Consider the following 22,270-nt stretch of genomic DNA (forward strand, 5'->3'; position numbering starts at 1 on the left):
ATATCTAAAGTCTTCGACAAGCTCAGACAGACTTAAAAAGTATTCAAAATATAAAAAACCCTTCAGATTTCTGAAGGGTTTTTCTTTTGGCACTCATTTTGTTTTAAGGGTATATCTAAAACAAAATCATCATGAAAAATATCTACCTTCTTTTAAGTGCCACTTTGGTAATTGTTCTTTTTGCGAGTTGCGCGGGGAATAAGGATCTTCAAGAAAAAGCTCCTGCCAATTTAGGAACTGCCTATTATACTACACAAGGAGAAATTACAACAATGTATATTCCTATAAGTTCCATTCAAACCAATAGAGTGAGCTTAGATAGCATCTATTTCAGAAATAAAAAGGCAGAGCTAACTACAGATGTTAATACTCCGGGGGTCTATTTTGCAAAGTTTAATAATGCAAAGCCGGATATTATAATGAGTTCAGATCCTAAAGAGGAATTTGGAAATAAAATGCCTCAAAAAATAGAAAAAATGGACTTTGAACTAAAAGATGATGAAGCCATTCTAATATTCACCCAAAATTCTAAAGTGAAATATTATAAACTTACAGGCGTTAAAGAAAGAGTATAATCTTATATTTATTAACCATTAGAAACGGGGTGAGGATTTTTTCACTCCGTTTTTTTTATTTTAAAATTGATATTTAAGTGTAGACAGTTTTAGTTGTGCCCTATCACTTAAATGAATAAATTTATCACCTCTAACTAGTACAACCTCATTGGGTTCATTAAAAAAACTTTTTCAGCAAACCTTTATATACGGTCTGGCAACAGTATTGCCCAGAATGTTGAGCTTTATACTGGTCCCGCTATATACAGATATACTTCCAAAAAAGGAATATGGAGAGGTGTCTATTATCTTTTCATGGATCATTCTTTTTAATGTTATTCTGGCTTATGGAATGGAAACTGCATTTTTCAGGTTTTTTCATAAGGAAAATGATAAAAAACTAGTTATTTCCACCGCTACAGTATCCTTGATAATTAGCTCACTATTATTTCTTGTTCTAGCTTTTTCATTAAAAGACCACTTAGCAAATTGGTCTGGAATTAAGGCTGAATATATTTCCTATACTATTTGGGTATTAGCTTTAGATGCTTTGGTTATAATTCCATTTGCCTGGTTGCGCGCTAACCAGCGACCAATGCGCTATGCCATTATTAAGATCTTGAACGTTGCCGTTAATTTAGGTCTTAATGTGTTCTTTTTAATGATGTTGCCAGAACTAGCTTCCGAATCTTCAGGCGATTTTTTAAATTTAATCTATCAACCCAACTTTGAGCTTTCCTACATTTTCATTTCTATGATAATTGCCAGTGCGATGTCTCTGTTAATATTGATTCCGTTTTATTTTAAGATCAATTACAGTTTTAGTAAAAATCTATGGAAGGAAATGCTTAAATATTCCTATCCTGTGCTTTTCGCAGGAATAGCATTTGCCATAAATGAATCTTTTGATAGAATTCTATTAGGTTGGTTATTACCTAGTAATATTGCCGAATCTGCTGTTGGAGCATATGCCGCATGTTACAAGCTTGCAATGTTTATGACTTTATTTGCAACAGCTTTTAGAATGGGAGTAGAACCATTTTTCTTTAGCAAAGCTACAGATGATAATGCCCCTGAAACTTACGCCTTGATAACTAGATGTTTTGTTGCTTTTGGTGCTGTTATTCTATTAACAGTGATAACATTTTTAGATCTTTTAAAAGAACTTTTAATTAGGAATAGCGATTACTGGGAAGCAATGAAAATTGTTCCTTTTATTCTATTGGCCAATTTTTGTATGGGGATCTATCACAATCTTTCTGTTTGGTACAAAGTGACAGATCGCACCAAAATGGGAGCTTATATCTCTACAATAGGAGCAGTTGTTACGTTGGGAATCAATTTTGCATTAATTCCAACAATGAGTTATATGGCTTCAGCAATTGCAACAGTATCGGCTTATGGAATTATGATGTTTCTCTCCTATTATTTGGGTCAAAAATATTATCCAATTCCGTATAATCTTAAAAAGATAAGTTTGTATTTTATAGTTTCAATAATATTTTCTGGGGTTTCATTCTACATTTTCAGAAATAATTATTTTGTAGGTATAGGATTATGGCTTGCATTTATAATTTTAATATACACTCAAGAGAAAACAGCATTAAGGAAAATAATTCTAAGAACATGAAAGTGAAAATTATAAATAAGTCGGGACACGACTTACCAAATTATGAAACTGCATTCTCTGCAGGAATGGACCTAAGAGCCAATATTTCAGAAGCTATTACGTTAAAACCTTTAGAGCGTGCAATCGTAAAAACGGGACTTTTTATGGAATTGCCTTTGGGTTTTGAAGCACAGGTTAGACCAAGAAGCGGACTTGCCGCAAAGAAGGGAATTACCGTTTTAAATTCACCTGGAACGATAGATGCCGATTACCGCGGAGAAATAGGCGTAATTCTTGTAAATCTGTCTAATGAAGATTTTGTTATTGAAAATGGAGAGCGCGTTGCACAAATGGTAATTGCCAAACACGAACAGATCACTTGGGAGCAAGTAGAAGTATTAGAAGACACCAGTAGAGGAGCCGGAGGCTTTGGAAGTACTGGGAATAAATAGATTTAAATATTCAGGAATAAAATTTATATCAAAATTTAATATGTCAGGTTGTGCAGAGTCGAAACCTATATTAAACTAAAAGTTCTCGACTGCTCCCGATAGCTATCGGGACGAACTGACAAATGAAATTATAGAATAAAAAACCTAAGATGAAGATAATAGTACCAATGGCCGGTCGTGGCTCAAGATTAAGACCACATACGTTAACTGTACCAAAACCCTTAATTCCAATTGCGGGAAAACCAATCGTTCATAGACTGGTAGAAGATATTGCGAAAGTTTTAGATGAAAAGGTAGATGAAGTTGCTTTTATTATCGGGCAGGATTTTGGAGAGAAGGTAGAAACCGATTTAAAGGCGATTGCAGAGAGTTTGGGCGCAAAAGGAACAATCTATTACCAAGATAAACCTTTGGGAACTGGACACGCTATAATGTGCGCTAAGGAATCTCTTTCTGGTCCCGCTGTTGTAGCTTATGCAGATACTTTGTTTAAAGCAGATTTTACACTTAATAAAGATGCCGATGCCGTTATCTGGGTAAAGCAAGTTGAAAACCCAAATGCTTATGGAGTAGTTAACCTGAATGAGAAAAACGAGATCACCGAGTTGGTAGAAAAACCTGAAGAATTTGTTTCAGATCTTGCTGTAATTGGAATTTATTATTTTAAAGATGTTTCAGTTCTTAAAGATGAGCTTCAAAAGGTATTAGATCAAAATATTATTCGTGGTGGAGAATACCAGATAAATGATGGTATTAAAGCGATGCAAGCTAGTGGGAATGTTTTTGTACCAGGCAAGGTAGACGAGTGGATGGACTGCGGAAATAAGCAGATAACGGTGGAGACCAATGGTAGAATGCTTAATTTCTTGCATCAGGATGGAGAAAAATTGATTTCAGACTCTGTGAAGATCACCAATTCTGAAATTACTGAACCTTGTTTTATTGGGGAGAACGTTGTACTTATAAATGCTAAAATTGGTCCGAATGTTTCTATTGGGAATGGTACGAAAATTGAAAACTCAACGATAAAGAATAGCCTTATACAAACTGAATCTCTAATTCTTAATGCTAATTTGGACAATGCGATGATCGGGAATAATGCCAAATTCGATGGTAATTTCACCCAAATAAGTATTGGTGATTATTCTGTGTTGGAATAGTATTAAAATATATTAAATGAAACGCCTGTTTATATACATTTTTATTGTTCAGGGTATTTTCACTTCAGGGCTAAATGCTCAAGAAGGGCAAAACCCGTTGCAAGAAATTGTGTTAGATGATCTAGGCGAAGTAAGCGATGCGTTTCAGGAACATTTTTTTGAAGCGCTAAAGCAAAAAGCAATTGAAAATCATGAAAAAGCAATTGTTGCATTAAAGAAGTGTGAAAAGATTCAGCCTAATAATGCCGTTGTTTTTTTTGAATTAGGGAAGAACTATAAATCCCTAAATGATCTGACTAATGCCATATCTAATTTTCAAAAGGCAAACAGATTGCAGCCAAATAGAGAATGGATACTTCAAGCTTTGATGGAATCTTATTATTTGAATAAACAATTCGAGCAGGGTATTTTGGTTAATCAAGAGTTGGTTTCTTATAATGAGAAATATTACGAAGATTTGTCTAAGAATTATTTTGAGCTTCAGCAATTCGATAAATTGATCGCTTTATTAGATCAATTAGACGCTAAATTTGGTTTAACTGAGTATAGAAATAGCCTGAGACAACAAATTTATGCACTTACCAGTAATACATCTGCACAAATAAAAACTTTACAGGAATCTATAGCTTTAAATCCTGAAAATGAGATGCATTATTTAAATCTCATTTATGTGTATAGTGATGAGGGGTTAGAAGCAGAGGCTTTTAAGACGGCACAGGAAATGCAACAACTTTTTCCTAATTCCAAAGTTGTCCATTTGGCGCTGTACAAGTTTTATTTAAATAATAATAGAACTGAAGAAGCACTTAGTTCTATGAGATTGGTTTTGGAATCTGAAGAAATTGATGTTGCTTTGAAATTTAAGGTTTTGAATGATTTCTTGTTATTTGTAAATGAAAATCCAAAGTATGAGGAAGAACTAAAACAGGTTGCGGCATTATTTTCAGAAAAAGAGAATAACCCAGAGATCTTCAAGAAATTTGGGGATTATTTTCTTCAGAAAAAAGAAAAGGAACTTGCACTAACTTTTTTTGAAATGGGTATAAGTAAAAATGTAGATAATTACGAATTACTTAGAAATACGTTACTGCTGCAGCTAGATCTTTCAAAATTTGAGGAAGCCTCAAAATTAAGTGGTTCTGGACTGGAAATATTTCCTGCACAAGCCTTATTATACCTTATAAATGGAGCCGCTTTAAATAATTTAAAGAAGTACAACGAAGCACAAGAAATACTTACATTTGGCCTGGATTATTTAATAGATGATATAGATATGGAACGCGATTTTTATGAGCAGCTGTATGTTGCACATTTAGGGCTCGGAAATTCATCTAAAGCCTCGGAATTAAAAGAAAAGGCTAATTCAATTAAAAAAACAGAAAATTAAATGAGCAAGAATATATTTACCCTAATACTGGTTTCCCTTTTATTAATTGGATGTGGAAGCAAGAAGAAAGCTTTAGTTATTGAAGATGCTGCTGTTAAAAAGGTGGTTGCCATGCATTATAACAATGAGCCTAACTTTAAAACTTTAAATAGTAGACTGAGACTTCAATATCAAGATGAAGATCGCTCACAATCTGTTACAGTAAGTTTTAGAATGCAAAAGGACAGTGCAATTTGGATGAGCGCACAATTATTAGGGATTCCCTTGGCAAAAGTTTTAATAACTCAGGATAGAGTGAGCTATTATGAAAAAATAGGCAAGACCTATTTTGATGGAGATTATAGTTTAGTAAGTAAATGGTTAGGAACTCCTCTGGATTTTCAAAAACTTCAAAATTTATTAATTGGGCAAGCGATCTACGATCTTAGGGAAGATAAATATGTGTTATCAGAATCTACACGAGGTTATCAGTTAGTGCCATCTAATTCTTTAGAACTGGTTAAAAAACTATTTTTAATAGATGCTAAAAGTTACAGTGCGCTTGCACAACAGCTATCTCAAGAAAAGGAGAACAGAAATGTAACGGTTACCTACACAAAATATCAAAAGATAAATGATCAGAATTTTCCTGAGGAAATTAAGATCGTTGCAAATAGTGAAGGGAAAGGCACTCAGATAGATATTGCATATAGATCGGTTGCATTTAATGAATCTGTAAGTTTTCCTTTCGAGATCCCTTCAGGTTACGATGAAATTCAGATAGAATAATGAAATTAAATACCTACTCCAAACATATTTTTGTAATTACATTTCTACTTGTTGGATGTGTGAAGGTCTATTCTCAGAATACTCGTGAGAGTCTAGAAGAGCGTAGAATAGAACTGCGTGAGGAGATTCAAAAAATTAATAGTTTACGATCTTCTAATAAGAAAAAGGAAAAATCTGTACTTACAGAAGTTGAAGATCTCGACAGGCAAATTAGGACGACGGAAAATTTAATTAAAGTCACTAATCAACAAGCTAATATTCTTACTCGAGATATAAGCTCTAACACCAATAAAATTCAAACACTTCGAAAGGAATTGGAGAGTTTAAAAGAGGATTATGGTAAAATGATCCAAAAATCCTATAAGAGTAAATCTCAGCAGAGTAGGATCATGTTCTTGCTATCTTCCCAAAATTTCTTGCAAGCTTATAAAAGGTTGCAATATATGAAGCAATATGCTAACTATAGAAAGAAACAAGGAGACGAGATAAAGGTGAAGTCTGAAGAATTACAGGGGCTCAATAAGAATTTACTAGAGCAAAAGAAAATAAAGGAAAAACTAGTTATAGAAAATCGAGGGACAAGAGCACAATTAGAGCAAAACAGAAAGTCACAACAGGTTCTCATACAAAGTATTCGTAAAAAAGAAGGGGATTTTGCCTCACAAATTAAGAAAAAGCAACAAGAAATTAATGCTATAGATAGGCAAATAGACGAGATTATTAGAGCATCCATTGCAAAAGCGAATAAAGATAGTGGTTCTAAGTCTAGTGATGTTTACGAACTTACTCCAGAAGCTAAAGCCCTTGCTGCTAATTTTGCGAGTAACAAAGGGAAATTGCCTTGGCCCGTGCGTTCTGGTGTTGTTACAATGCGATTTGGGACACAACAACACCCAATAGTTAAATCTACTACCATAGAGAGTAATGGGGTGCGTATAGAAACAGATAAAAGTGCGAAGGCTAGATCGGTTTTTGGTGGAACTGTTAGTGAAGTGCAAGCTGTAAAAGGTGCGAATAAAGCCATAATGGTTAGACATGGAGATTATATCACTATATATAATAACCTGTCTAATGTATATGTTTCCAAGGGAGATGTGGTTTCTTTAGGTCAAGATATAGGTGAAGTTGCTACCAGTGGAAGTTCTGGTAAAACGGTATTACACTTCTTAATCTATAAGAATACAACCAAGATGAACCCTGCAGATTGGATATTAAAAATGTAACTCAGCTTACATTTTTAATATCCTGTTTTATTAAGTACGTCTGATTGAAAAAGCGTTATTCAAACAAAGCCTTTAACTCTGTAGCGTCCTTAGGTTTCATTTTTCCTGCTAAAACTAGGCTAAGTTGTTTTCTTCTTAAAGCAGCTTCATATCGTTCTGTTTCTAGCTTAGTTTCCGGCGTTAACTCGGGCACACTTACAGGAGTTCCTGTTTCATCTACTGCCACGAAGGTATAAATAGCTTCATTGGCTCTAGAGCGTTTTCCACTTTCACGATCTTCCACCCAAACATCTATAAAGATCTCCATAGAGCTCTTAAAAGCTCGAGAAACTGCAGCTTCTACAGTTACTACACTTCCAAGAGGAATAGCTTTATTAAACGCAACATGATTAACAGAGGCAGTAACCACTATTCTGCGGCTATGTCTACGGGCAGCGATACTTGCAGCTCTATCCATACGAGCTAAAAGTTCCCCTCCAAAAAGATTATTTAATGGATTAGTTTCACTTGGAAGTACCAAGTCTGTAAGTATAGTTCTGGAATCTTTAGGGTTTTTTGCTTGCATACCGCTATTTTTGGGCAAAGGTACACAGCAAAACCGCTCTAAACAAGTTAATAATTCCTAAAGTTCTTGAACCAGTAACCAAGAACCTGAGTTGGTTCTTTGAACTTTATGCAGTGCATTAATAGCATCTCTTCTAGTAAGATAACTGCTATAAACAACTTGGTGTAAACCATACTTGTTTTCTCCAATGTATCTTGCTTTATGACCTTCTGCACGCAATTCTGTTACTTTTTGATGCGCGTTTTCTTCTACACGAAAAGCGCCAGCTACAATATGATAATCTCCACTCTGGTTTGTTACTGTAAAAGTGATTTCCGGTAGCGGATTATCTATAATAAAAGTAGCTTCCTGTATTTTTTGCTGAAGTTGAGATTCTGCAGCTTGTTGTTCGGCAATGTTGTGCTCAGAAACTTGGTTGCTGTATAGTTTTAAGCCTGTGAACCCGGTTAATCCTAATGCAAGGATACCAATAGCAGCATATTTTAAATAGGAAGAACTCGCTCTCTTCTCTGGAGTGAACAAAATTGGTGCTTTCTCTTCTAGGTCTTCCACCTGTTTTTTAAGAACTTCTCTAGAAACAGAAATTGCTGAAATAGAGGATAATCCAAAGGCATCAGCTAAAAAGTTAGTATTAGATAATGGCTCAAATTGCAGTTTTCCTTCCTCAGAAACTTTGAAAGTTCCTATATTTTTAATCGTAAAATTCTTGTCTTTTTCTAACTGTAATTGAAGCTGTTGAACATATTCTTCAATTTTATAAACAGCCTGTTTATATCCTAAATTTTCTACTTCGGCAATATAATTAGCTAATAAGCCATCATTTTTCTTTAACTGGGAGTTAAAGGAAAGTTGCTTTTTTGGAGGATAGAAATTTTGCTCTTTTTCATTGAATTCAGCTGAAACCTTTTGAGATAAAAAGGCACCGAAACCAGGCAAAATAACGCACTCGTACCTGTAAAGTAAGTCGGAAATATAAGTTGCTATAGTCATCAAAACAAAAATAAGGATTAATCTGATACTCTAAAAATAGCCAAAGATATCTTATTAACAAATCTTTTATTCAGTATTTTTAGGATAATATTGGTCTGAAATTCAAACATATACAGCTTTATTATTTTTATTTTTTCGAAAATTTACTGCTATTTTAATCTAATCAATTCTACTTAAATATGAATGATCCTGAATTACTTTCGGTTTTAGCGCTACAAAACGCTCCAAATTTAGGTGATAGCACCGCTAAGAAATTAATTCGTCATTTTGGATCTGCAGAAGCGATCTTTAAGGAAAAGCTTACTAATTTATTGAAAATAGATGGTATTGGAAAGCTTAGGGTGGAGGGCCTTTTTGATGCTAAAAGATTTAAAGCTGCAGAGGCTGAGCTTACTTATATTCAGAAAAATAAAATTGATCATCATTATTTTCAAGAACCAAGTTATCCCGAAAAATTAAAGCATTGTATAGATGGACCTATCCTGCTTTTTTCTAAGGGCAACATCAATTTAAAGGACAAAAAAGTATTGAGTATCGTAGGTACTAGAAAAATCACCTCTTCTGGTATTGAGTTTTGCGAAAAGCTTATTGAAGAACTTTCGCCTTTAGATCCAGTTATTGTTTCTGGATTTGCCTACGGTGTAGACATTACCGCCCATAGGGCTGCGGTTAAAAATCAATTACAAACAATAGGCTGCCTTGCGCATGGATTAAACCAAATTTATCCAAGGTCGCATGCCAGATATACTTCTCAAATAGAGGAAAATGGAGGTTTCTTTACCGATTTTTGGAGCAGTGATAGTTTTGATAGAAATAACTTTTTAAAAAGAAATAGGATCATAGCAGGTTTAAGTGAAGCTACAGTAATAATAGAAAGTGCAAATAAAGGAGGGTCGCTTGTTACTGCAGATATCGCAAATTCGTACGATAGGGAAGTGTTTGCAGTGCCAGGCAGACCTTCTGATCTTCAAAGCGTAGGTTGCCTAAATTTAATAAAATCTCAAAATGCTCATGTGCTCACTTCTGCTGCAGATCTTATTTATGTTTTGAACTGGGAGTTGAATTCTAAGGGAAAAGAAATTCAGAAACAATTATTTATAGAACTGGAATCTCAGGAACAGGTAGTTTACGATTTTCTCCAAGGCAAAGGAAAACAACAACTAGATCATATTGCCATAAATTGTAAAATTCCCACTTTTAAAGCTGCAGGAATTTTACTGGAAATGGAACTAAAGGGAGCGATTAGACCTTTGCCTGGGAAACTCTTTGAGGTAATTTAATAACCTAGTTTTGTTCTCACCTTATTTAGTACTATATCGGCAACCACTTTTGCCTTAGAAGCTCCTACTTCTAATGCAGCATCAATTTCTGAAGGATTGTTTATATAGTAATTGTACTTTTCGCGTTCTGTTGCAAATCGCTCTACTATTAGTTCGTAAAGGGCTTGTTTTGCATGACCATAGCCAAAATTACCGTTAAGATAGTTTTGTCTAAGGGCTTCCACTTGATCTTTATTTCCAAGTAATTTATAAATAGCAAACACATTACAAGTATCTGGATCTTTAGGTTCCTCCATTGGGGTGCTATCGGTTTGGATGCCCATGATCTGTTTTCTCAACTGTTTATCTGTCTGAAATAAGTTGATCACATTATTCTTGGATTTACTCATTTTAGCACCATCTGTTCCAGGAATGTACATGGAATGTTCCTCTACCTTGGCTTTTGGCATTACAAAGGTTTCACCCATTTGTGCATGAAATCTAGAAGCAACATCTCTGGTCATTTCTATATGTTGTAATTGATCTTTTCCAACTGGGACAATTTCAGCATCATATAAAAGTATATCTGCTGCCATAAGCATTGGGTAAGAGAAAAGACCAGAATTCACGTCTTCTAACCTATCTGCTTTGTCTTTAAAGGAATGAGCAAGTGTTAGTCTCTGGTAAGGGAAAAAGCAACTTAAATACCATGAAAGCTCAGTTACTTGCGGGATATCACTTTGTCTATAAAAAATGGTCTTTTCTATATCTAAGCCAAAGGCTAGCCATGTTGCAGCTGTAGAATAGGTGTTTTCTTTTAGAAGTGCTGCATCTTTAATTTGGGTAAGGGAATGTAGATTAGCTATAAATAAAAACGATTCATTTTCAGGCTTATTAGCCATTTCTATCGCTGGAATTATTGCTCCAAGTAAATTTCCTAAGTGTGGAGTTCCCGTACTTTGTACGCCCGTAAGTATTCTTGCCATGGAATTTTTTAAATTTTCACAAAGGTACTTCTTTTGTTCAATTCGCTTAATTCATTTTAGTATTTTTGGCAACTATGAACATATTAAAAGCTGGTTTAATCGCATTGTGGAGAATCTGGTTCTATATTCTTATGGGACTTCCTATTATTATAATGCTTCCTTTTTTATTGGTTTTTTCATCTTCTGAAAAGTTTTATCCCCAGTATTTTTATTGCACTAGAATTTGGGCTAAATCTATTTTATATGGAATGGGTTTTATTCCGAAGAAATTAAATGCTGCCACTTTAATAAAAGGCAATAGCTATATGTTTGTTGCTAATCATACTTCCATAATAGATATCATGATGATGTTGGCGGTGATAGATCATCCATTTATTTTCGTGGGAAAGAAAGAGCTAACTAAAATTCCATTGTTCGGATTCTTCTATAAACGCACATGTATAGTGGTAGACAGAGGAAGCCAACAAAGTAGATTACGTGTATTTAAAGAAGCACAACGAAGATTAAATCAAGGAAATAGTATATGTATCTTTCCAGAAGGTGGGGTTCCAGCTGATAAATCTAGAGAACTGGTTGCTTTTAAAGACGGGGCTTTTAGACTGGCTATAGATCATCAAATCTCCATTGTGCCTATCACTTTTCATGATAATAAAAAACGATTTTCTTACACCTTCTTTTCTGGAAGTCCAGGAATTATGAGGGCTAAAGTGCATAAAATAATTCCTACCCTTAACAAAAGACAAGAAGATAAAAGAGAATTAAAAAAGGAGGTTTATGATGTTATTTTAAACGAATTAAGAAATCCATCTTCCTGAATTAAGTTTAGAATTTAAAGCTAAATCCAGAATACACACCAAAATAATAAGGATTTACATTACCGGTGGTGTTGCTAAACGTATTAATTTGATACTTAAATATTGGCTCCAGGTTTAATTGAAATTGAGGTGAGATATTATAATCTACCCCAACACCAAGATTTGTTGTGAAACTAACGTTATTCAGGTTATTAGCTTTTCCAAGGTTTGTAGAAAAGTCTGTAGAATTTAAGGAGATCATGTTATTGTTGAGGAATAAAGTACTACCCCCACCAATAATATTCAAGCCAATTTTTTTATCTATTATAACATACTCTATTTCCAAAGGCACTTCAATAAATCCTAATTTTTGATTTAAATATCCTGCTGTTGGAGCTGCGAGACTAGCACGGTTAAACTCTGAGGACGCAGTTAAATTACTAAACTGCCTAACCGTTCTATTCTCTATTCTATAATTTGGAATGTTCCCATCAGAATAATTAATACTGCTTAAAGCTGTAGGATTTACGGCGGCCGTAAAAGCAATATTTTTTGTGTTATAGCTTAGATCTACTTTACTAATACCAGATCTAATTTTGATCTTTTCAGAAATTTGATATGCTAAATTGATTCCGTAAGCGATGGATATCTCCCCACTGCTTTCATTATTTTTGAATTGTGAATCAATAGATGTACCGCTTCCAAAATTATCGTAATATACAGGAGCCGCCATAGTGGAAACTCTAAGTTTTTTAGGTGAAAGTGTGTTTTCCGCTAATGATTCATTTTCTGCTATTAAAGAAGGAATAGGAAGGTCTTTCTTGTTTTCTAAATTAGTTTTGTTTGCGGCGTCTTCTTTTGGAGTGGTATTAACAATAGATTCCTCGTAATTGCTAAAAGAATATTTATCGCTGGTAACCATAGAAATCACTTTTATATTTCTTTGGTTAATTTCATTGTTAGAAGTGTTTAGAATGGAATTTTCTTTTAATTCGTCTTCTTCCTTATTTTTTGTATCCTCTATAATGGTCTTAAGTATTATAGAAGACCTTATCATGTTTTGAGTATACTGTTGGGACGCTAAGCTAATATTTAAAGAATCGGTATTAACTAAAGTAGAAATTGTAGGAGAATTGGCGGCAGTGTTTTTGAATAGACCGCTGGCATAATTTATAAATAAAGCAAGTACTGCGGCAACCCCAGCAATTTTATACCATAATGGCAAAATGCGGTTCTTTCTGTTATTTTTATTTAAACGTGTAGAGATATTGTCCCAAACCACATCACGTGGAGTAGCTTCGAAATCCTTAAATTTCTCCTGAAAAACTCTATCTATATGTTTTCTTTCTTCCATCTCTAATAAGACTGTGCAACTGCCATAACCTGGCTGGCTTCAATCTTTTCTTTTAATATCATTCTTGCTCTTGCCAAATTAGATTTAGATGTTCCGACCGAGATTTGCATCAATTCTGCAATTTCCTTGTGAGAAAACCCGTCTAAGGCATAGAAATTAAATACTTGCCTATATCTATCTGGCAATTCCTGTATGATCTTTAATAAATAATCTACAGAAACTAATTCATCATCAATTTCTATTTCTGGCTCTTTTAAATGTTCTTCATTAACAATTTCAAAAACCGTTTGTTTTCTATATTTCTGAAGTGTGTTATTAATCATTACACGCTTCATCCAACCTTCAAAAGATCCTTTATCTTGATATTGTTTGATCTTATCGAAAATTATAATAAAGCCATCCTGCAAGTTGTCTTCAGCTTGCTGATAGCTATTAGAATACTTTAAGCAAACAGCAAACAATTTATTGGCGTAAAGCCTATATAATTGTTCCTGCGCTTTTATATCCTGCTTTTTACAGTTATGTATGAGTTTTTCTAAACTCAATTGCTTGGGGTAGTTTTGTTAATATTTAAATATCTGACGGGATAATGGGAACCTCTTTTGTTAAAAAAACGTCTTCACCTACTGAAGATTTTCCCTGCCAGAACTTAAAGATATAAAAATCCTCCCGTTCTACAACAAAATTTAATTTTGCTGCTTCCTGTAAATTTCCGTTTGTACTACAATTATTATTAACTGAGCTATAATTGTTTACAACACCAACTATAATTGTATGCTCATTTTTAGAGACATCAAATCCCGAAAAATAATGACAATTACTAGTCTTTTTATAAAGAACTTCAAACTCGTAAGCTTGCCCAGTTTTTAAACTATCTGGGATGTTTACAGAAACTGTAGGAACTAATTCTTGTTGTAAAGATTCAGTGTCGTCTTTTGAACAACTTAGAATTATAAAAGCAATAAATATGATCGCCAGTAATCTTTTCATCCCAATAACTATCAAACCTTACGGGTTCTGTAATTTACAGATGCATTTTTAACTAAAGGGTTGCGTATAAACATAAAAAAAACCCGCAATTGCGAGTTTTAATTAAAAAGTATTTAAAAATGCAGTTTATTGCTCCTTCGTAATTTTAATTGCATTCGTAATCTTTACTTCCAATTCATCCATTAGATCTGGATTATCCTTAAGGATCGCTTTTACAGCATCTCTTCCTTGTCCAAGTTTGGTGTCCTCATAACTAAACCATGATCCACTTTTTTTAATGATCTCATAATCTACTCCAATATCTATAATTTCACCAATTTTAGATATTCCCTCTCCGTACATAATGTCAAACTCGGCCATTCTAAACGGTGGCGCCACTTTGTTTTTCACAACCTTTACACGAGTTTTATTACCCAACACATTACTATTGCTATCTTTTATTTGAGTAGATCTTCTAATATCTAATCTTACAGAAGCGTAAAATTTAAGAGCATTTCCACCAGTAGTTGTTTCTGGATTCCCGAACATTACTCCAATTTTCTCTCTAAGTTGGTTAATAAATATAACGGTACAGTTGGTTTTACTTATACTCGCAGTAAGCTTTCTAAGTGCTTGAGACATTAATCTTGCATGCAATCCCATTTTAGAATCTCCCATTTCTCCTTCAATCTCACTTTTCGGAGTTAGTGCAGCAACAGAATCTATTACAATGATATCTATTGCGCCAGAGCGAATTAAATTATCGGTGATTTCTAGCGCTTGCTCCCCATTATCTGGCTGTGAAATAATCAAATTTTCAATATCTACTCCAAGATTTCCTGCATACGTTCTATCAAATGCATGTTCAGCATCGATAAAAGCAGCAATTCCTCCAGCTTTTTGTGCTTCTGCAATGGCGTGAAGTGTAAGAGTGGTTTTTCCTGAAGATTCTGGTCCGTAGATTTCGATAACTCTTCCTCGTGGATATCCGCCAACACCTAAGGCAACATTAAGACCTAAAGATCCTGTGGAAATAGCTTCTACATCCGAAACCGCTTGGTCGCTCATTTTCATTACCGTTCCCTTACCATAAGTTTTGTCCATCTTATCTAGGGTAAGCTTCAAGGCTTTTAACTTTGCTTCTTTTTCTTTTTCGTTGCTCATTTCTTCTTTTTTATTTGCGTGCTGCTAAAATAGTACAAGTTTTCATTCACTACAATTTTAACACGCAACCTTTTTGTAATATCTACATCTTATTTATAGTAAGACCAATAAGTATGCGTTTTATAAAAATAAGTTTAATCTTGAATGGAGTTAATTCTGGTATTTCAATCTTGGGGATTGGAAATATTAGAATTGATGGTGGATAACGTTATTAGATTGTTTTAAAGAAAAACTTAAAATAATAAATAACGAATTAGCCATTCAGAAAAAATGCCTTGAAAATGAATTTCAAGGCATTTTTTTGTGCTTGACTTTAAAGTTTTACCTTTGCAAAGAATTATACTTTAACCTTAAATATTAGTATAGCATGCAACTGTACAATAAACTAAGCGCAAAGGAAAGAGCTGCTCTTATCGAGGAAGCCGGAGAAGACCGGTTAACACTTTCTTTTTACGCCTACGCCAAAATTGGAAATCCAAAATTATTTAGAAATTATCTTTTTATTGCCTGGGATGCAATGGAGGTTCTTGGAAGGATCTATGTAGCTCATGAAGGTATTAATGCCCAACTTTCTGTACCTGCCAAAAAATTTGATGAGTTCAAGGATTTCTTAGACAGTATTTATTTCCTTGAAAATATAAGATTGAATATCGCAATAGAACATGATCTAAAATCTTTTCTGAAACTAAAAGTGAAAGTTAGAGATAAGATAGTGGCAGATGGTTTGGAGGACGACAGTTTTGATGTTACCAACAAAGGAGTTCACGTAGATGCCGATAAATTTAATGAACTTCTGAATGACCCTAATACTATTTTAGTGGATATGCGGAATCATTATGAGAGCGAAATAGGCCATTTTAAAGGCGCTATCACTCCAGATGTAGATACCTTTCGTGATTCTTTATCTATAATTGAAGAAGATCTAAAAGAGCATAAAGAGGATAAAAACTTGGTGATGTATTGCACCGGTGGAATTAGATGTGAGAAAGCTAGTGCGTATTACAAACACAAAGGTTTTAAAAAGGTTTTTCAGTTAGAAGGTGGTATTATTGAGTATGCCAGACAGGTTGAAAATCTATCCTTAGAAAATAAATTTGTTGGTAAAAATTTCGTGTTCGATCATAGACGAGGGGAGCGTATTACAGATGAGGTGATTTCCAATTGCCATCAATGTGGGAAATCTTGCGACACTCATGTAAACTGCGCAAATGAAGCCTGCCATTTACTATTTATACAATGCGAAGAATGTTCTAAAGCAATGGACACCTGTTGTTCTGCAGAGTGTAAAGAGATTAATGCACTTCCTTTTGAAGAGCAAAAAGCACTTAGGAAAGGAATACCAAATAGCAACAAGATCTTCAAAAAAGGAAGGTCTGAAGTGTTAAAATACAAGCATTAAGTAAATTGGGGGAATTCCCCCGAGACCAATTAATATTGGTATATTTACTTTTTGAGAATTAATAATAACTCCAAATCCAACAAGCCTTGTTTTGTTAGGGTTTTCAAGATATATAGTATGGGATGTAGTACTTGCGCGACCGGGACAGATGGTCAGCCAAAAGGATGTAAAAATAACGGAACCTGTGGTTCTGATGGTTGTAATAAATTAACTGTTTTTGATTGGCTTGCTAACATGACTTTACCCAATGGGGTAGAGCCGTTCAACTGTGTTGAGATCCGATTTAAAAATGGTAGAAAGCAATTTTTTCATAATCCAGAAAATTTAACTTTAAGCATTGGAGACGTGGTAGCTACTGAAGCTTCACCTGGTCATGATGTTGGTGTTGTAACCCTTACCGGAGAATTGGTAAGAGTTCAAATGAAGAAGAAGAAAGTTAAGGTGGATAGTGAAGAGGTGCTTAAAATATATAGAAAAGCCTCTCAAAGGGATATAGATGTTTGGCAAGAAGCAAGAGATAAAGAAGATAAAATGAAGGTTCGTGCAAGAGAAATAGCTATTAGGCTAGATCTACGCATGAAAATTAGTGATATAGAATTTCAAGGAGATGGTTCTAAAGCCACTTTTTATTATACTGCAGAAGAGCGGGTAGATTTTCGCCAGCTTATTAAAGAATTTGCAAGAGAGTTCAACACACGTATAGAGATGCGTCAAATTGGATTCCGTCAAGAAGCAGCTAGATTAGGAGGAATTGGATCTTGTGGAAGAGAATTATGTTGTTCTACTTGGTTAACAGATTTTAGATCTGTAAACACTTCAGCAGCAAGATATCAGCAATTATCATTGAATCCGCAAAAATTGGCGGGACAATGCGGGAAACTGAAATGTTGTTTGAATTATGAGCTAGACACGTATTTAGATGCGTTGAAAGATTTCCCAAAAACAGACACCAAACTATTTACTAAAAAAGGTACTGCTGTTTGTCAGAAAATAGACATTTTTCAAGGCGTGCTTTGGTATGCTTATGAAGGGGAATGGATGAACTGGCATAAATTAACTGCTGAACAAGCTTCAAAAATTGTGAAAGCAAATATTGCCAAAGAACCTATTGGTAGTTTAGAAGAATATGAAGTTATAGTTGAAGTGGAAAAAGCATCAAAAACAGATTATACAAATGTTGTTGGACAAGATAGCCTTACAAGATTTGATACTCCAAAGTCCACGAATACCAAGAAACGCAGAAAGAATAAACGTAAAAAAGGAAAACCATCTAATAATGCCTAGAACTTTTTTATTGATTTTATTATTAGTCACCTTTTTTATTGGCTGTGATAAGGATCGAGTGTTCGATGAATATAAAAGTCTTCCTAATGAATGGAATAAAGATTCAGTTTTAACGTTTACTCTTAAAAACATAGACACTTTACAAAGCTATAACTTGTTCATTAATGTTAGAAATAGTACTGATTTTGAATACAGTAACTTGTTTTTAATCGCAGAGATCCAATTCCCACAAGGAAAGGTTGTTACAGATACCTTGGAATATGAAATGGCAGCTCCTAATGGAAAATGGCTTGGCACTGGATTTGGTGATCTAAAAGAAAGTAAACTTTGGTATAAAGAACAAGTTCAGTTCCCAGAGTCAGGAAAATATAGAGTTTCTGTTCAACATGCAATGCGTAAGAATGGAAACGAAAAAGGAATACAAAACCTAAAAGGGATCACAGAAATAGGTTTTCGTATAGAAAAGATCCTTAATTAATGTAATGGCACCTATGGCAAACCCTTCAAAAAAAACACCTTCTAAGAACTCTAAAAAACCAACAAGTTTTAGAAAATACATAATAGGATTCTGGACTCTTTTTGGAGCCGGAATTTTGTTCATTGTTTTATTATTCTTACTGGCCGGATGGGGTGCATTTGGAAAAATGCCAAAATTCGAGGAGTTAGAAAATCCTGAAACTAATTTAGCTACAGAGATATTCTCCTCCAATGGAGAAACTCTGGGTAAATATTACAGTGAAAACAGAACTCCTATTAAATTTGAAGATCTTCCAGATCATCTAATAGAAGCTCTCGTAGCAACAGAAGACGAGCGTTATTATCAGCATTCTGGAATAGATGCTCAAGGAACTTTAAGAGCTGCCGTGTTTTTAGGAACTCGTGGTGGTGCAAGTACCATTACCCAACAATTGGCGAAATTATTATTTACAGAAGATGTTTCAAAAAACTTCGTAGAAAGGGTTATTCAAAAGTTTAAGGAATACATCATCGCGATCCGCTTAGAACGTCAGTACACCAAAGAAGAGATTATTACCATGTACTTTAATAAGTACGATTTTATCTATCAAGCAGTTGGAATTCGTTCTGCAGCAAAGATCTATTTCGATAAAGAGGCTAAAGATTTAAAGCTGGAAGAGTCTGCAGTTTTAGTTGCAATGCTGAAGAACTCTGCACTTTACAACCCAATTAGAAGGCCAGAATTAGTAAAGCAAAGAAGAGACCAGGTTTTTAAGCAAATGGAGAAAAATGGATTTTTAACTAGAGAGGAGAAAGCAGCTCTGCAGGAAACTCCTATGAAGATCACCTTTACCCCACAAGGTCATGACGAAGGTATTGCTACTTATTTTAGAGTATATCTACAAGGTTTTATGAAAGATTGGATCGAGAAAAACCCAAAAGCAGATGGCTCTAGTTATAACATTTATAGAGATGGATTAAGGATCTATACGAGTATAGATTCTAGAATGCAAGAATTTGCTGAAGATGCTGTTTCAAAACATATGGCAAACCTTCAGAAGGAATTTGATAAACAAAATGAAAACAATAAAACCGCGCCATTTAGAGATATTAATGAAGATGAGGTAGCTAACATCGTTAGAAATGCGATGAGAGTTTCAGAAAGATGGCATAAAATGGAAGCTCAGGGAAAATCTAAAGATGAAATCATTAAATCTTTCGATAAGAAGAGGGAGATGAGAGTTTTTAGCTGGAAGGGAAGTAGAGATACTATCATGACACCAAAAGATTCTATTTTATATTATAAATCTTTTCTACAAGCCGGAATGATGTCTATGACTCCGCAAACAGGGGAAGTGAAAGCTTGGGTTGGAGGAATAGATTTCAAGAGTTTTAAGTATGAGCATGTTAAACAGGCGAAAAGGCAAGTAGGATCTACCTTTAAACCTTTTGTATATGCTACAGCGATAGATCAATTAAAATTATCTCCTTGCGACACCTTACCAAGAAATCGCTTTACAATTGAAGCTGGTAAGATGGGTGCACAAAGTGACTGGTCTCCTGCAAATAGCGATGGTAAGTATGAGGGAATGATGACGCTAAAAAGTGCACTTGCTAATTCTGTTAATACAATATCAGCTAGATTGATAGCTCAAACTGGTCCAAGACCTGTAATCGAATTATTAAGCAAACTGGGGGTAGACACTAAAGAAATTCCGGCAGTGCCATCTATCGCTTTAGGAACAGCAGATATGAGCCTTTTCGAGATGGTCTCAGCATATAGCACTTTTGCTAATGAAGGAGTTTATGTAAAACCAGTTATTGTAAATCGAATTGAAGACAAGAATGGAACAGTGCTTTATCAGCATGTGCCAGAAACTAAAGATGTTTTAAGCAAGCAAACAGCCTTTGTAACCGTAAATCTTATGGAAGGTGTTACTCAATTTGGAACTGGTACTAGATTAAGAGGAAATTGGGCTGTAAATAATGATTACTATAAAAGGGCAATGACAGGATATCCATACGATTTCAAGAATCCTATTGCAGGTAAAACGGGTACTACTCAAAATGGAAGTGACGGCTGGTTTATGGGGATGGTTCCTAATTTAGTAACTGGAGTTTGGGTTGGTGGAGAAGACCGGGCAGTGCATTTTCCAGGAATATCTTTTGGACAAGGAGCAACAATGGCCTTACCAATTTGGGGAATGTATATGAAAGATGTATATACTGAAAAAGACCTTGGAGTTTCCAGCGGAGCCTTTCCAAGACCAGAGAATGTATCTATAGAAATAGATTGCGATAATTACAAAAAAGAGAAAAATGATTCTCAAATGATCCCAGACGAATTAGATTTTTAATCTTTTCAACTTTAAAATAAAAATGCCACATATAGCAAAGTCTAAATGTGGCATTTTTATTTTATACTAGATATCGAGAATCTTCAGAATTAAAACGTTGTAGTAAGATCAAACTTTTTGTAAATTTCGGCAAATGAAATTTCTATGATCAAAAAAACTGTAAAGAACGTTCAGGAGGCACTAGATGGTGTAAAAGATGGGATGACAATGATGCTAGGTGGCTTCGGACTTAGTGGTATTCCAGAAAACTCTATTTCAGAATTGGTAAAACTCAACCTTAAAGATCTAACATGCATTTCAAATAATGCAGGAGTAGATGATTTTGGATTGGGATTATTACTACATAAAAAACAAATTAAGAAAATGATCTCCTCTTACGTTGGAGAAAATGCTGAATTTGAACGCCAAATGCTTAGCGGTGAGTTAGATGTAGAGTTAACTCCTCAAGGAACCTTAGCTGCAAAGTGCCAAGCAGCACAGCAAGGATTTCCTGCGGTATATACACCTGCTGGTTTTGGAACCGAGGTGGCAGAAGGAAAGGAAACCCGAGAATTTGATGGGAAAATGTATGTTTTGGAACATGCTTACAAAGCCGATTTTGCATTTGTGAAAGCATGGAAAGGAGATGAAGCAGGAAACCTTATATTTAAAGGGACTGCTAGAAATTTTAATCCATTAATGTGTGGTGCAGCTACTATTACAGTTGCCGAAGTAGAGAAGTTAGTGAAGCCAGGAGAATTGGATCCAAATCAAATTCATATTCCGGGAATATTTGTTCAAAGGATCTTTGAAGGAAAGAATTATGAAAAGAGAATTGAACAGAGAACGGTTAGACAAAAATAATTAGAGATGGCTTTAGATAAAAACGGAATTGCACAACGAATTGCTCAGGAAGTTCAAGATGGATATTATGTGAATCTAGGGATTGGTATTCCAACCTTGGTTGCCAACTTTGTGAGAGACGATATAAATGTAGAATTTCAAAGTGAAAACGGAATTTTAGGAATGGGACCCTTTCCATTTGATGGCGAAGAGGACGCCGATCTTATTAACGCAGGAAAACAAACAATAACGGCCTTGCCTGGAGCTAGCTTTTTTGATTCTGCTATGAGCTTTGGAATGATTCGCGGTAAACATGTGGACCTAACTATTCTGGGAGCAATGGAAGTTGCAGAGAATGGAGATATAGCCAATTGGAAGATCCCTGGAAAGATGGTGAAAGGAATGGGTGGCGCAATGGATCTAGTAGCATCTGCCGAAAATATTATAGTTGCTATGATGCATACTAACCGAGCAGGAGAATCTAAATTATTAAAAAGATGCTCATTGCCTTTAACAGGAGTTGGCTGTGTTACTAAAATTGTAACAGAACTTGCTGTAATCGAGGTAACAGATAAAGGCTTTAAATTATTGGAAAGAGCACCAGGAGTAAGCGTGGAAGACATTAGAAAGGCAACCGAAGGAACCTTGATCGTAGAAGGAGATATTCCCGAAATGAATTTGAACTAAGCTAAGATTTAGCATATAAAAAAAGCCTCGC

Annotated in this window: 22 protein-coding genes; 15 read left to right on the forward strand and 7 right to left on the reverse strand. The window is 34.7% G+C overall.

From position 1 onward, the window contains the following. The first annotated feature begins 131 nt into the window (after positions 1 to 131). From BC962_RS01950 to BC962_RS01980, 7 genes are all read left to right on the forward strand, one after another. Positions 132 to 575: a hypothetical protein gene (locus tag BC962_RS01950; RefSeq protein ID WP_121344251.1), complete on the forward strand. Its 444-nt coding sequence runs from the start codon at positions 132 to 134 to the stop codon at positions 573 to 575. A 148-nt stretch (positions 576 to 723) separates the two neighbouring features. Continuing rightward, on the forward strand, positions 724 to 2,184 hold the full coding sequence (locus BC962_RS01955; protein ID WP_121344252.1) for an oligosaccharide flippase family protein: 1,461 nt from the start codon (positions 724 to 726) through the stop codon (positions 2,182 to 2,184). Next, positions 2,181 to 2,615, forward strand: a complete 435-nt coding sequence (dut, locus tag BC962_RS01960; RefSeq protein ID WP_121344913.1) for a dUTP diphosphatase — start codon at positions 2,181 to 2,183, stop codon at positions 2,613 to 2,615. The genes BC962_RS01955 and dut overlap by 4 nt, the downstream gene beginning before the upstream one ends. Positions 2,616 to 2,764: 149 nt before the next feature. After that, a complete protein-coding gene (locus BC962_RS01965; RefSeq protein ID WP_121344253.1) occupies positions 2,765 to 3,775 on the forward strand; it encodes a sugar phosphate nucleotidyltransferase in 1,011 nt (336 codons plus the stop codon). Between the two features lie 16 nt (positions 3,776 to 3,791). Further along, on the forward strand, positions 3,792 to 5,162 hold the full coding sequence (locus tag BC962_RS01970; RefSeq protein ID WP_121344254.1) for a tetratricopeptide repeat protein: 1,371 nt from the start codon (positions 3,792 to 3,794) through the stop codon (positions 5,160 to 5,162). After that, entirely contained in the window at positions 5,163 to 5,930 is a 768-nt protein-coding gene (locus tag BC962_RS01975) for a DUF4292 domain-containing protein (protein ID WP_121344255.1), read from the forward strand. Continuing rightward, entirely contained in the window at positions 5,930 to 7,153 is a 1,224-nt protein-coding gene (locus tag BC962_RS01980; RefSeq protein WP_121344256.1) for a murein hydrolase activator EnvC family protein, read from the forward strand. The genes BC962_RS01975 and BC962_RS01980 overlap by 1 nt, the downstream gene beginning before the upstream one ends. Before the next feature lie 55 nt (positions 7,154 to 7,208). Here the strand turns inward: BC962_RS01980 and BC962_RS01985 are convergent, their stop codons facing one another. Together BC962_RS01985 and BC962_RS01990 are read right to left on the reverse strand one after the other, a co-directional pair. Further along, entirely contained in the window at positions 7,209 to 7,718 is a 510-nt protein-coding gene (locus BC962_RS01985; protein ID WP_121344257.1) for an acyl-CoA thioesterase, read from the reverse strand. Between the two features lie 57 nt (positions 7,719 to 7,775). After that, a complete protein-coding gene (locus tag BC962_RS01990; RefSeq protein ID WP_121344258.1) occupies positions 7,776 to 8,708 on the reverse strand; it encodes an HU domain-containing protein in 933 nt (310 codons plus the stop codon). 179 nt (positions 8,709 to 8,887) lie between these two features. Between BC962_RS01990 and dprA the strand changes: the two genes are divergently transcribed. Then, positions 8,888 to 9,988 (forward strand): DNA-processing protein DprA, encoded by a 1,101-nt coding sequence (gene dprA / locus BC962_RS01995; protein WP_121344259.1) that lies wholly within the window; start codon positions 8,888 to 8,890, stop codon positions 9,986 to 9,988. On the opposite strand, the gene trpS is transcribed toward dprA, so the two are convergent. After that, the gene (gene trpS, locus BC962_RS02000; RefSeq protein ID WP_121344260.1) at positions 9,985 to 10,953 is read right to left on the reverse strand and encodes a tryptophan--tRNA ligase; all 969 of its coding nucleotides are present in this window, start codon (positions 10,951 to 10,953) and stop codon (positions 9,985 to 9,987) included. The two genes, dprA and trpS, sit on opposite strands and share 4 nt — an antisense overlap. Before the next feature lie 74 nt (positions 10,954 to 11,027). Between trpS and BC962_RS02005 the strand changes: the two genes are divergently transcribed. Then, entirely contained in the window at positions 11,028 to 11,768 is a 741-nt protein-coding gene (locus BC962_RS02005; RefSeq protein ID WP_121344261.1) for a lysophospholipid acyltransferase family protein, read from the forward strand. A gap of 7 nt (positions 11,769 to 11,775) precedes the next feature. Here the strand turns inward: BC962_RS02005 and BC962_RS02010 are convergent, their stop codons facing one another. From BC962_RS02010 to recA, 4 genes are all read right to left on the reverse strand, one after another. Beyond that, positions 11,776 to 13,101, reverse strand: coding sequence for a hypothetical protein (locus tag BC962_RS02010; protein WP_121344262.1), 1,326 nt, complete (start codon positions 13,099 to 13,101; stop codon positions 11,776 to 11,778). Between the two features lie 2 nt (positions 13,102 to 13,103). Then, positions 13,104 to 13,646 (reverse strand): RNA polymerase sigma factor, encoded by a 543-nt coding sequence (locus BC962_RS02015; RefSeq protein ID WP_121344263.1) that lies wholly within the window; start codon positions 13,644 to 13,646, stop codon positions 13,104 to 13,106. 25 nt (positions 13,647 to 13,671) lie between these two features. Continuing rightward, on the reverse strand, positions 13,672 to 14,091 hold the full coding sequence (locus BC962_RS02020; protein WP_121344264.1) for a hypothetical protein: 420 nt from the start codon (positions 14,089 to 14,091) through the stop codon (positions 13,672 to 13,674). A 126-nt stretch (positions 14,092 to 14,217) separates the two neighbouring features. Beyond that, positions 14,218 to 15,234 (reverse strand): recombinase RecA, encoded by a 1,017-nt coding sequence (gene recA / locus BC962_RS02025; RefSeq protein ID WP_121344265.1) that lies wholly within the window; start codon positions 15,232 to 15,234, stop codon positions 14,218 to 14,220. Between the two features lie 367 nt (positions 15,235 to 15,601). Between recA and trhO the strand changes: the two genes are divergently transcribed. The 6 genes from trhO (at position 15,602) to BC962_RS02055 (ending at position 22,239) form a co-directional block, all read left to right on the forward strand. After that, positions 15,602 to 16,633, forward strand: coding sequence for an oxygen-dependent tRNA uridine(34) hydroxylase TrhO (gene trhO / locus BC962_RS02030; protein WP_121344266.1), 1,032 nt, complete (start codon positions 15,602 to 15,604; stop codon positions 16,631 to 16,633). A 117-nt stretch (positions 16,634 to 16,750) separates the two neighbouring features. Next, complete coding sequence (locus tag BC962_RS02035) at positions 16,751 to 17,917, forward strand: PSP1 domain-containing protein (protein ID WP_121344267.1); 1,167 nt, start codon at positions 16,751 to 16,753, stop codon at positions 17,915 to 17,917. Then, complete coding sequence (locus tag BC962_RS02040) at positions 17,910 to 18,395, forward strand: gliding motility lipoprotein GldH (RefSeq protein WP_121344268.1); 486 nt, start codon at positions 17,910 to 17,912, stop codon at positions 18,393 to 18,395. The genes BC962_RS02035 and BC962_RS02040 overlap by 8 nt, the downstream gene beginning before the upstream one ends. Positions 18,396 to 18,408: 13 nt before the next feature. Beyond that, complete coding sequence (locus tag BC962_RS02045) at positions 18,409 to 20,730, forward strand: penicillin-binding protein 1A (protein WP_121344914.1); 2,322 nt, start codon at positions 18,409 to 18,411, stop codon at positions 20,728 to 20,730. A 144-nt stretch (positions 20,731 to 20,874) separates the two neighbouring features. Continuing rightward, a complete protein-coding gene (locus BC962_RS02050; protein WP_121344269.1) occupies positions 20,875 to 21,573 on the forward strand; it encodes a CoA transferase subunit A in 699 nt (232 codons plus the stop codon). Between the two features lie 6 nt (positions 21,574 to 21,579). Beyond that, entirely contained in the window at positions 21,580 to 22,239 is a 660-nt protein-coding gene (locus BC962_RS02055; protein WP_121344270.1) for a CoA transferase subunit B, read from the forward strand. Positions 22,240 to 22,270: the final 31 nt, after the last annotated feature.

Origin of the sequence: Gillisia mitskevichiae (genome assembly GCF_003634585.1) — a bacterium.
GTDB lineage: Bacteria > Bacteroidota > Bacteroidia > Flavobacteriales > Flavobacteriaceae > Gillisia > Gillisia mitskevichiae.

Coding starts and splice junctions, on each gene's coding strand:
- BC962_RS01970 (WP_121344254.1), top strand. CDS start 3,792: ATGAAACGCCTGTTTATATACATTTTTATTGTTCAGGGTATTTTCACT.
- BC962_RS02010 (WP_121344262.1), bottom strand. CDS start 13,101: ATGGAAGAAAGAAAACATATAGATAGAGTTTTTCAGGAGAAATTTAAG.
- trhO (WP_121344266.1), top strand. CDS start 15,602: ATGCAACTGTACAATAAACTAAGCGCAAAGGAAAGAGCTGCTCTTATC.
- BC962_RS02055 (WP_121344270.1), top strand. CDS start 21,580: ATGGCTTTAGATAAAAACGGAATTGCACAACGAATTGCTCAGGAAGTT.
- BC962_RS02040 (WP_121344268.1), top strand. CDS start 17,910: ATGCCTAGAACTTTTTTATTGATTTTATTATTAGTCACCTTTTTTATT.
- BC962_RS02020 (WP_121344264.1), bottom strand. CDS start 14,091: ATGAAAAGATTACTGGCGATCATATTTATTGCTTTTATAATTCTAAGT.
- BC962_RS01985 (WP_121344257.1), bottom strand. CDS start 7,718: ATGCAAGCAAAAAACCCTAAAGATTCCAGAACTATACTTACAGACTTG.
- BC962_RS01980 (WP_121344256.1), top strand. CDS start 5,930: ATGAAATTAAATACCTACTCCAAACATATTTTTGTAATTACATTTCTA.
- BC962_RS02035 (WP_121344267.1), top strand. CDS start 16,751: ATGGGATGTAGTACTTGCGCGACCGGGACAGATGGTCAGCCAAAAGGA.
- trpS (WP_121344260.1), bottom strand. CDS start 10,953: ATGGCAAGAATACTTACGGGCGTACAAAGTACGGGAACTCCACACTTA.
- BC962_RS02050 (WP_121344269.1), top strand. CDS start 20,875: ATGATCAAAAAAACTGTAAAGAACGTTCAGGAGGCACTAGATGGTGTA.
- BC962_RS01965 (WP_121344253.1), top strand. CDS start 2,765: ATGAAGATAATAGTACCAATGGCCGGTCGTGGCTCAAGATTAAGACCA.
- dprA (WP_121344259.1), top strand. CDS start 8,888: ATGAATGATCCTGAATTACTTTCGGTTTTAGCGCTACAAAACGCTCCA.
- dut (WP_121344913.1), top strand. CDS start 2,181: ATGAAAGTGAAAATTATAAATAAGTCGGGACACGACTTACCAAATTAT.
- BC962_RS02045 (WP_121344914.1), top strand. CDS start 18,409: ATGGCAAACCCTTCAAAAAAAACACCTTCTAAGAACTCTAAAAAACCA.
- BC962_RS01990 (WP_121344258.1), bottom strand. CDS start 8,708: ATGACTATAGCAACTTATATTTCCGACTTACTTTACAGGTACGAGTGC.
- recA (WP_121344265.1), bottom strand. CDS start 15,234: ATGAGCAACGAAAAAGAAAAAGAAGCAAAGTTAAAAGCCTTGAAGCTT.
- BC962_RS02005 (WP_121344261.1), top strand. CDS start 11,028: ATGAACATATTAAAAGCTGGTTTAATCGCATTGTGGAGAATCTGGTTC.
- BC962_RS01950 (WP_121344251.1), top strand. CDS start 132: ATGAAAAATATCTACCTTCTTTTAAGTGCCACTTTGGTAATTGTTCTT.
- BC962_RS01975 (WP_121344255.1), top strand. CDS start 5,163: ATGAGCAAGAATATATTTACCCTAATACTGGTTTCCCTTTTATTAATT.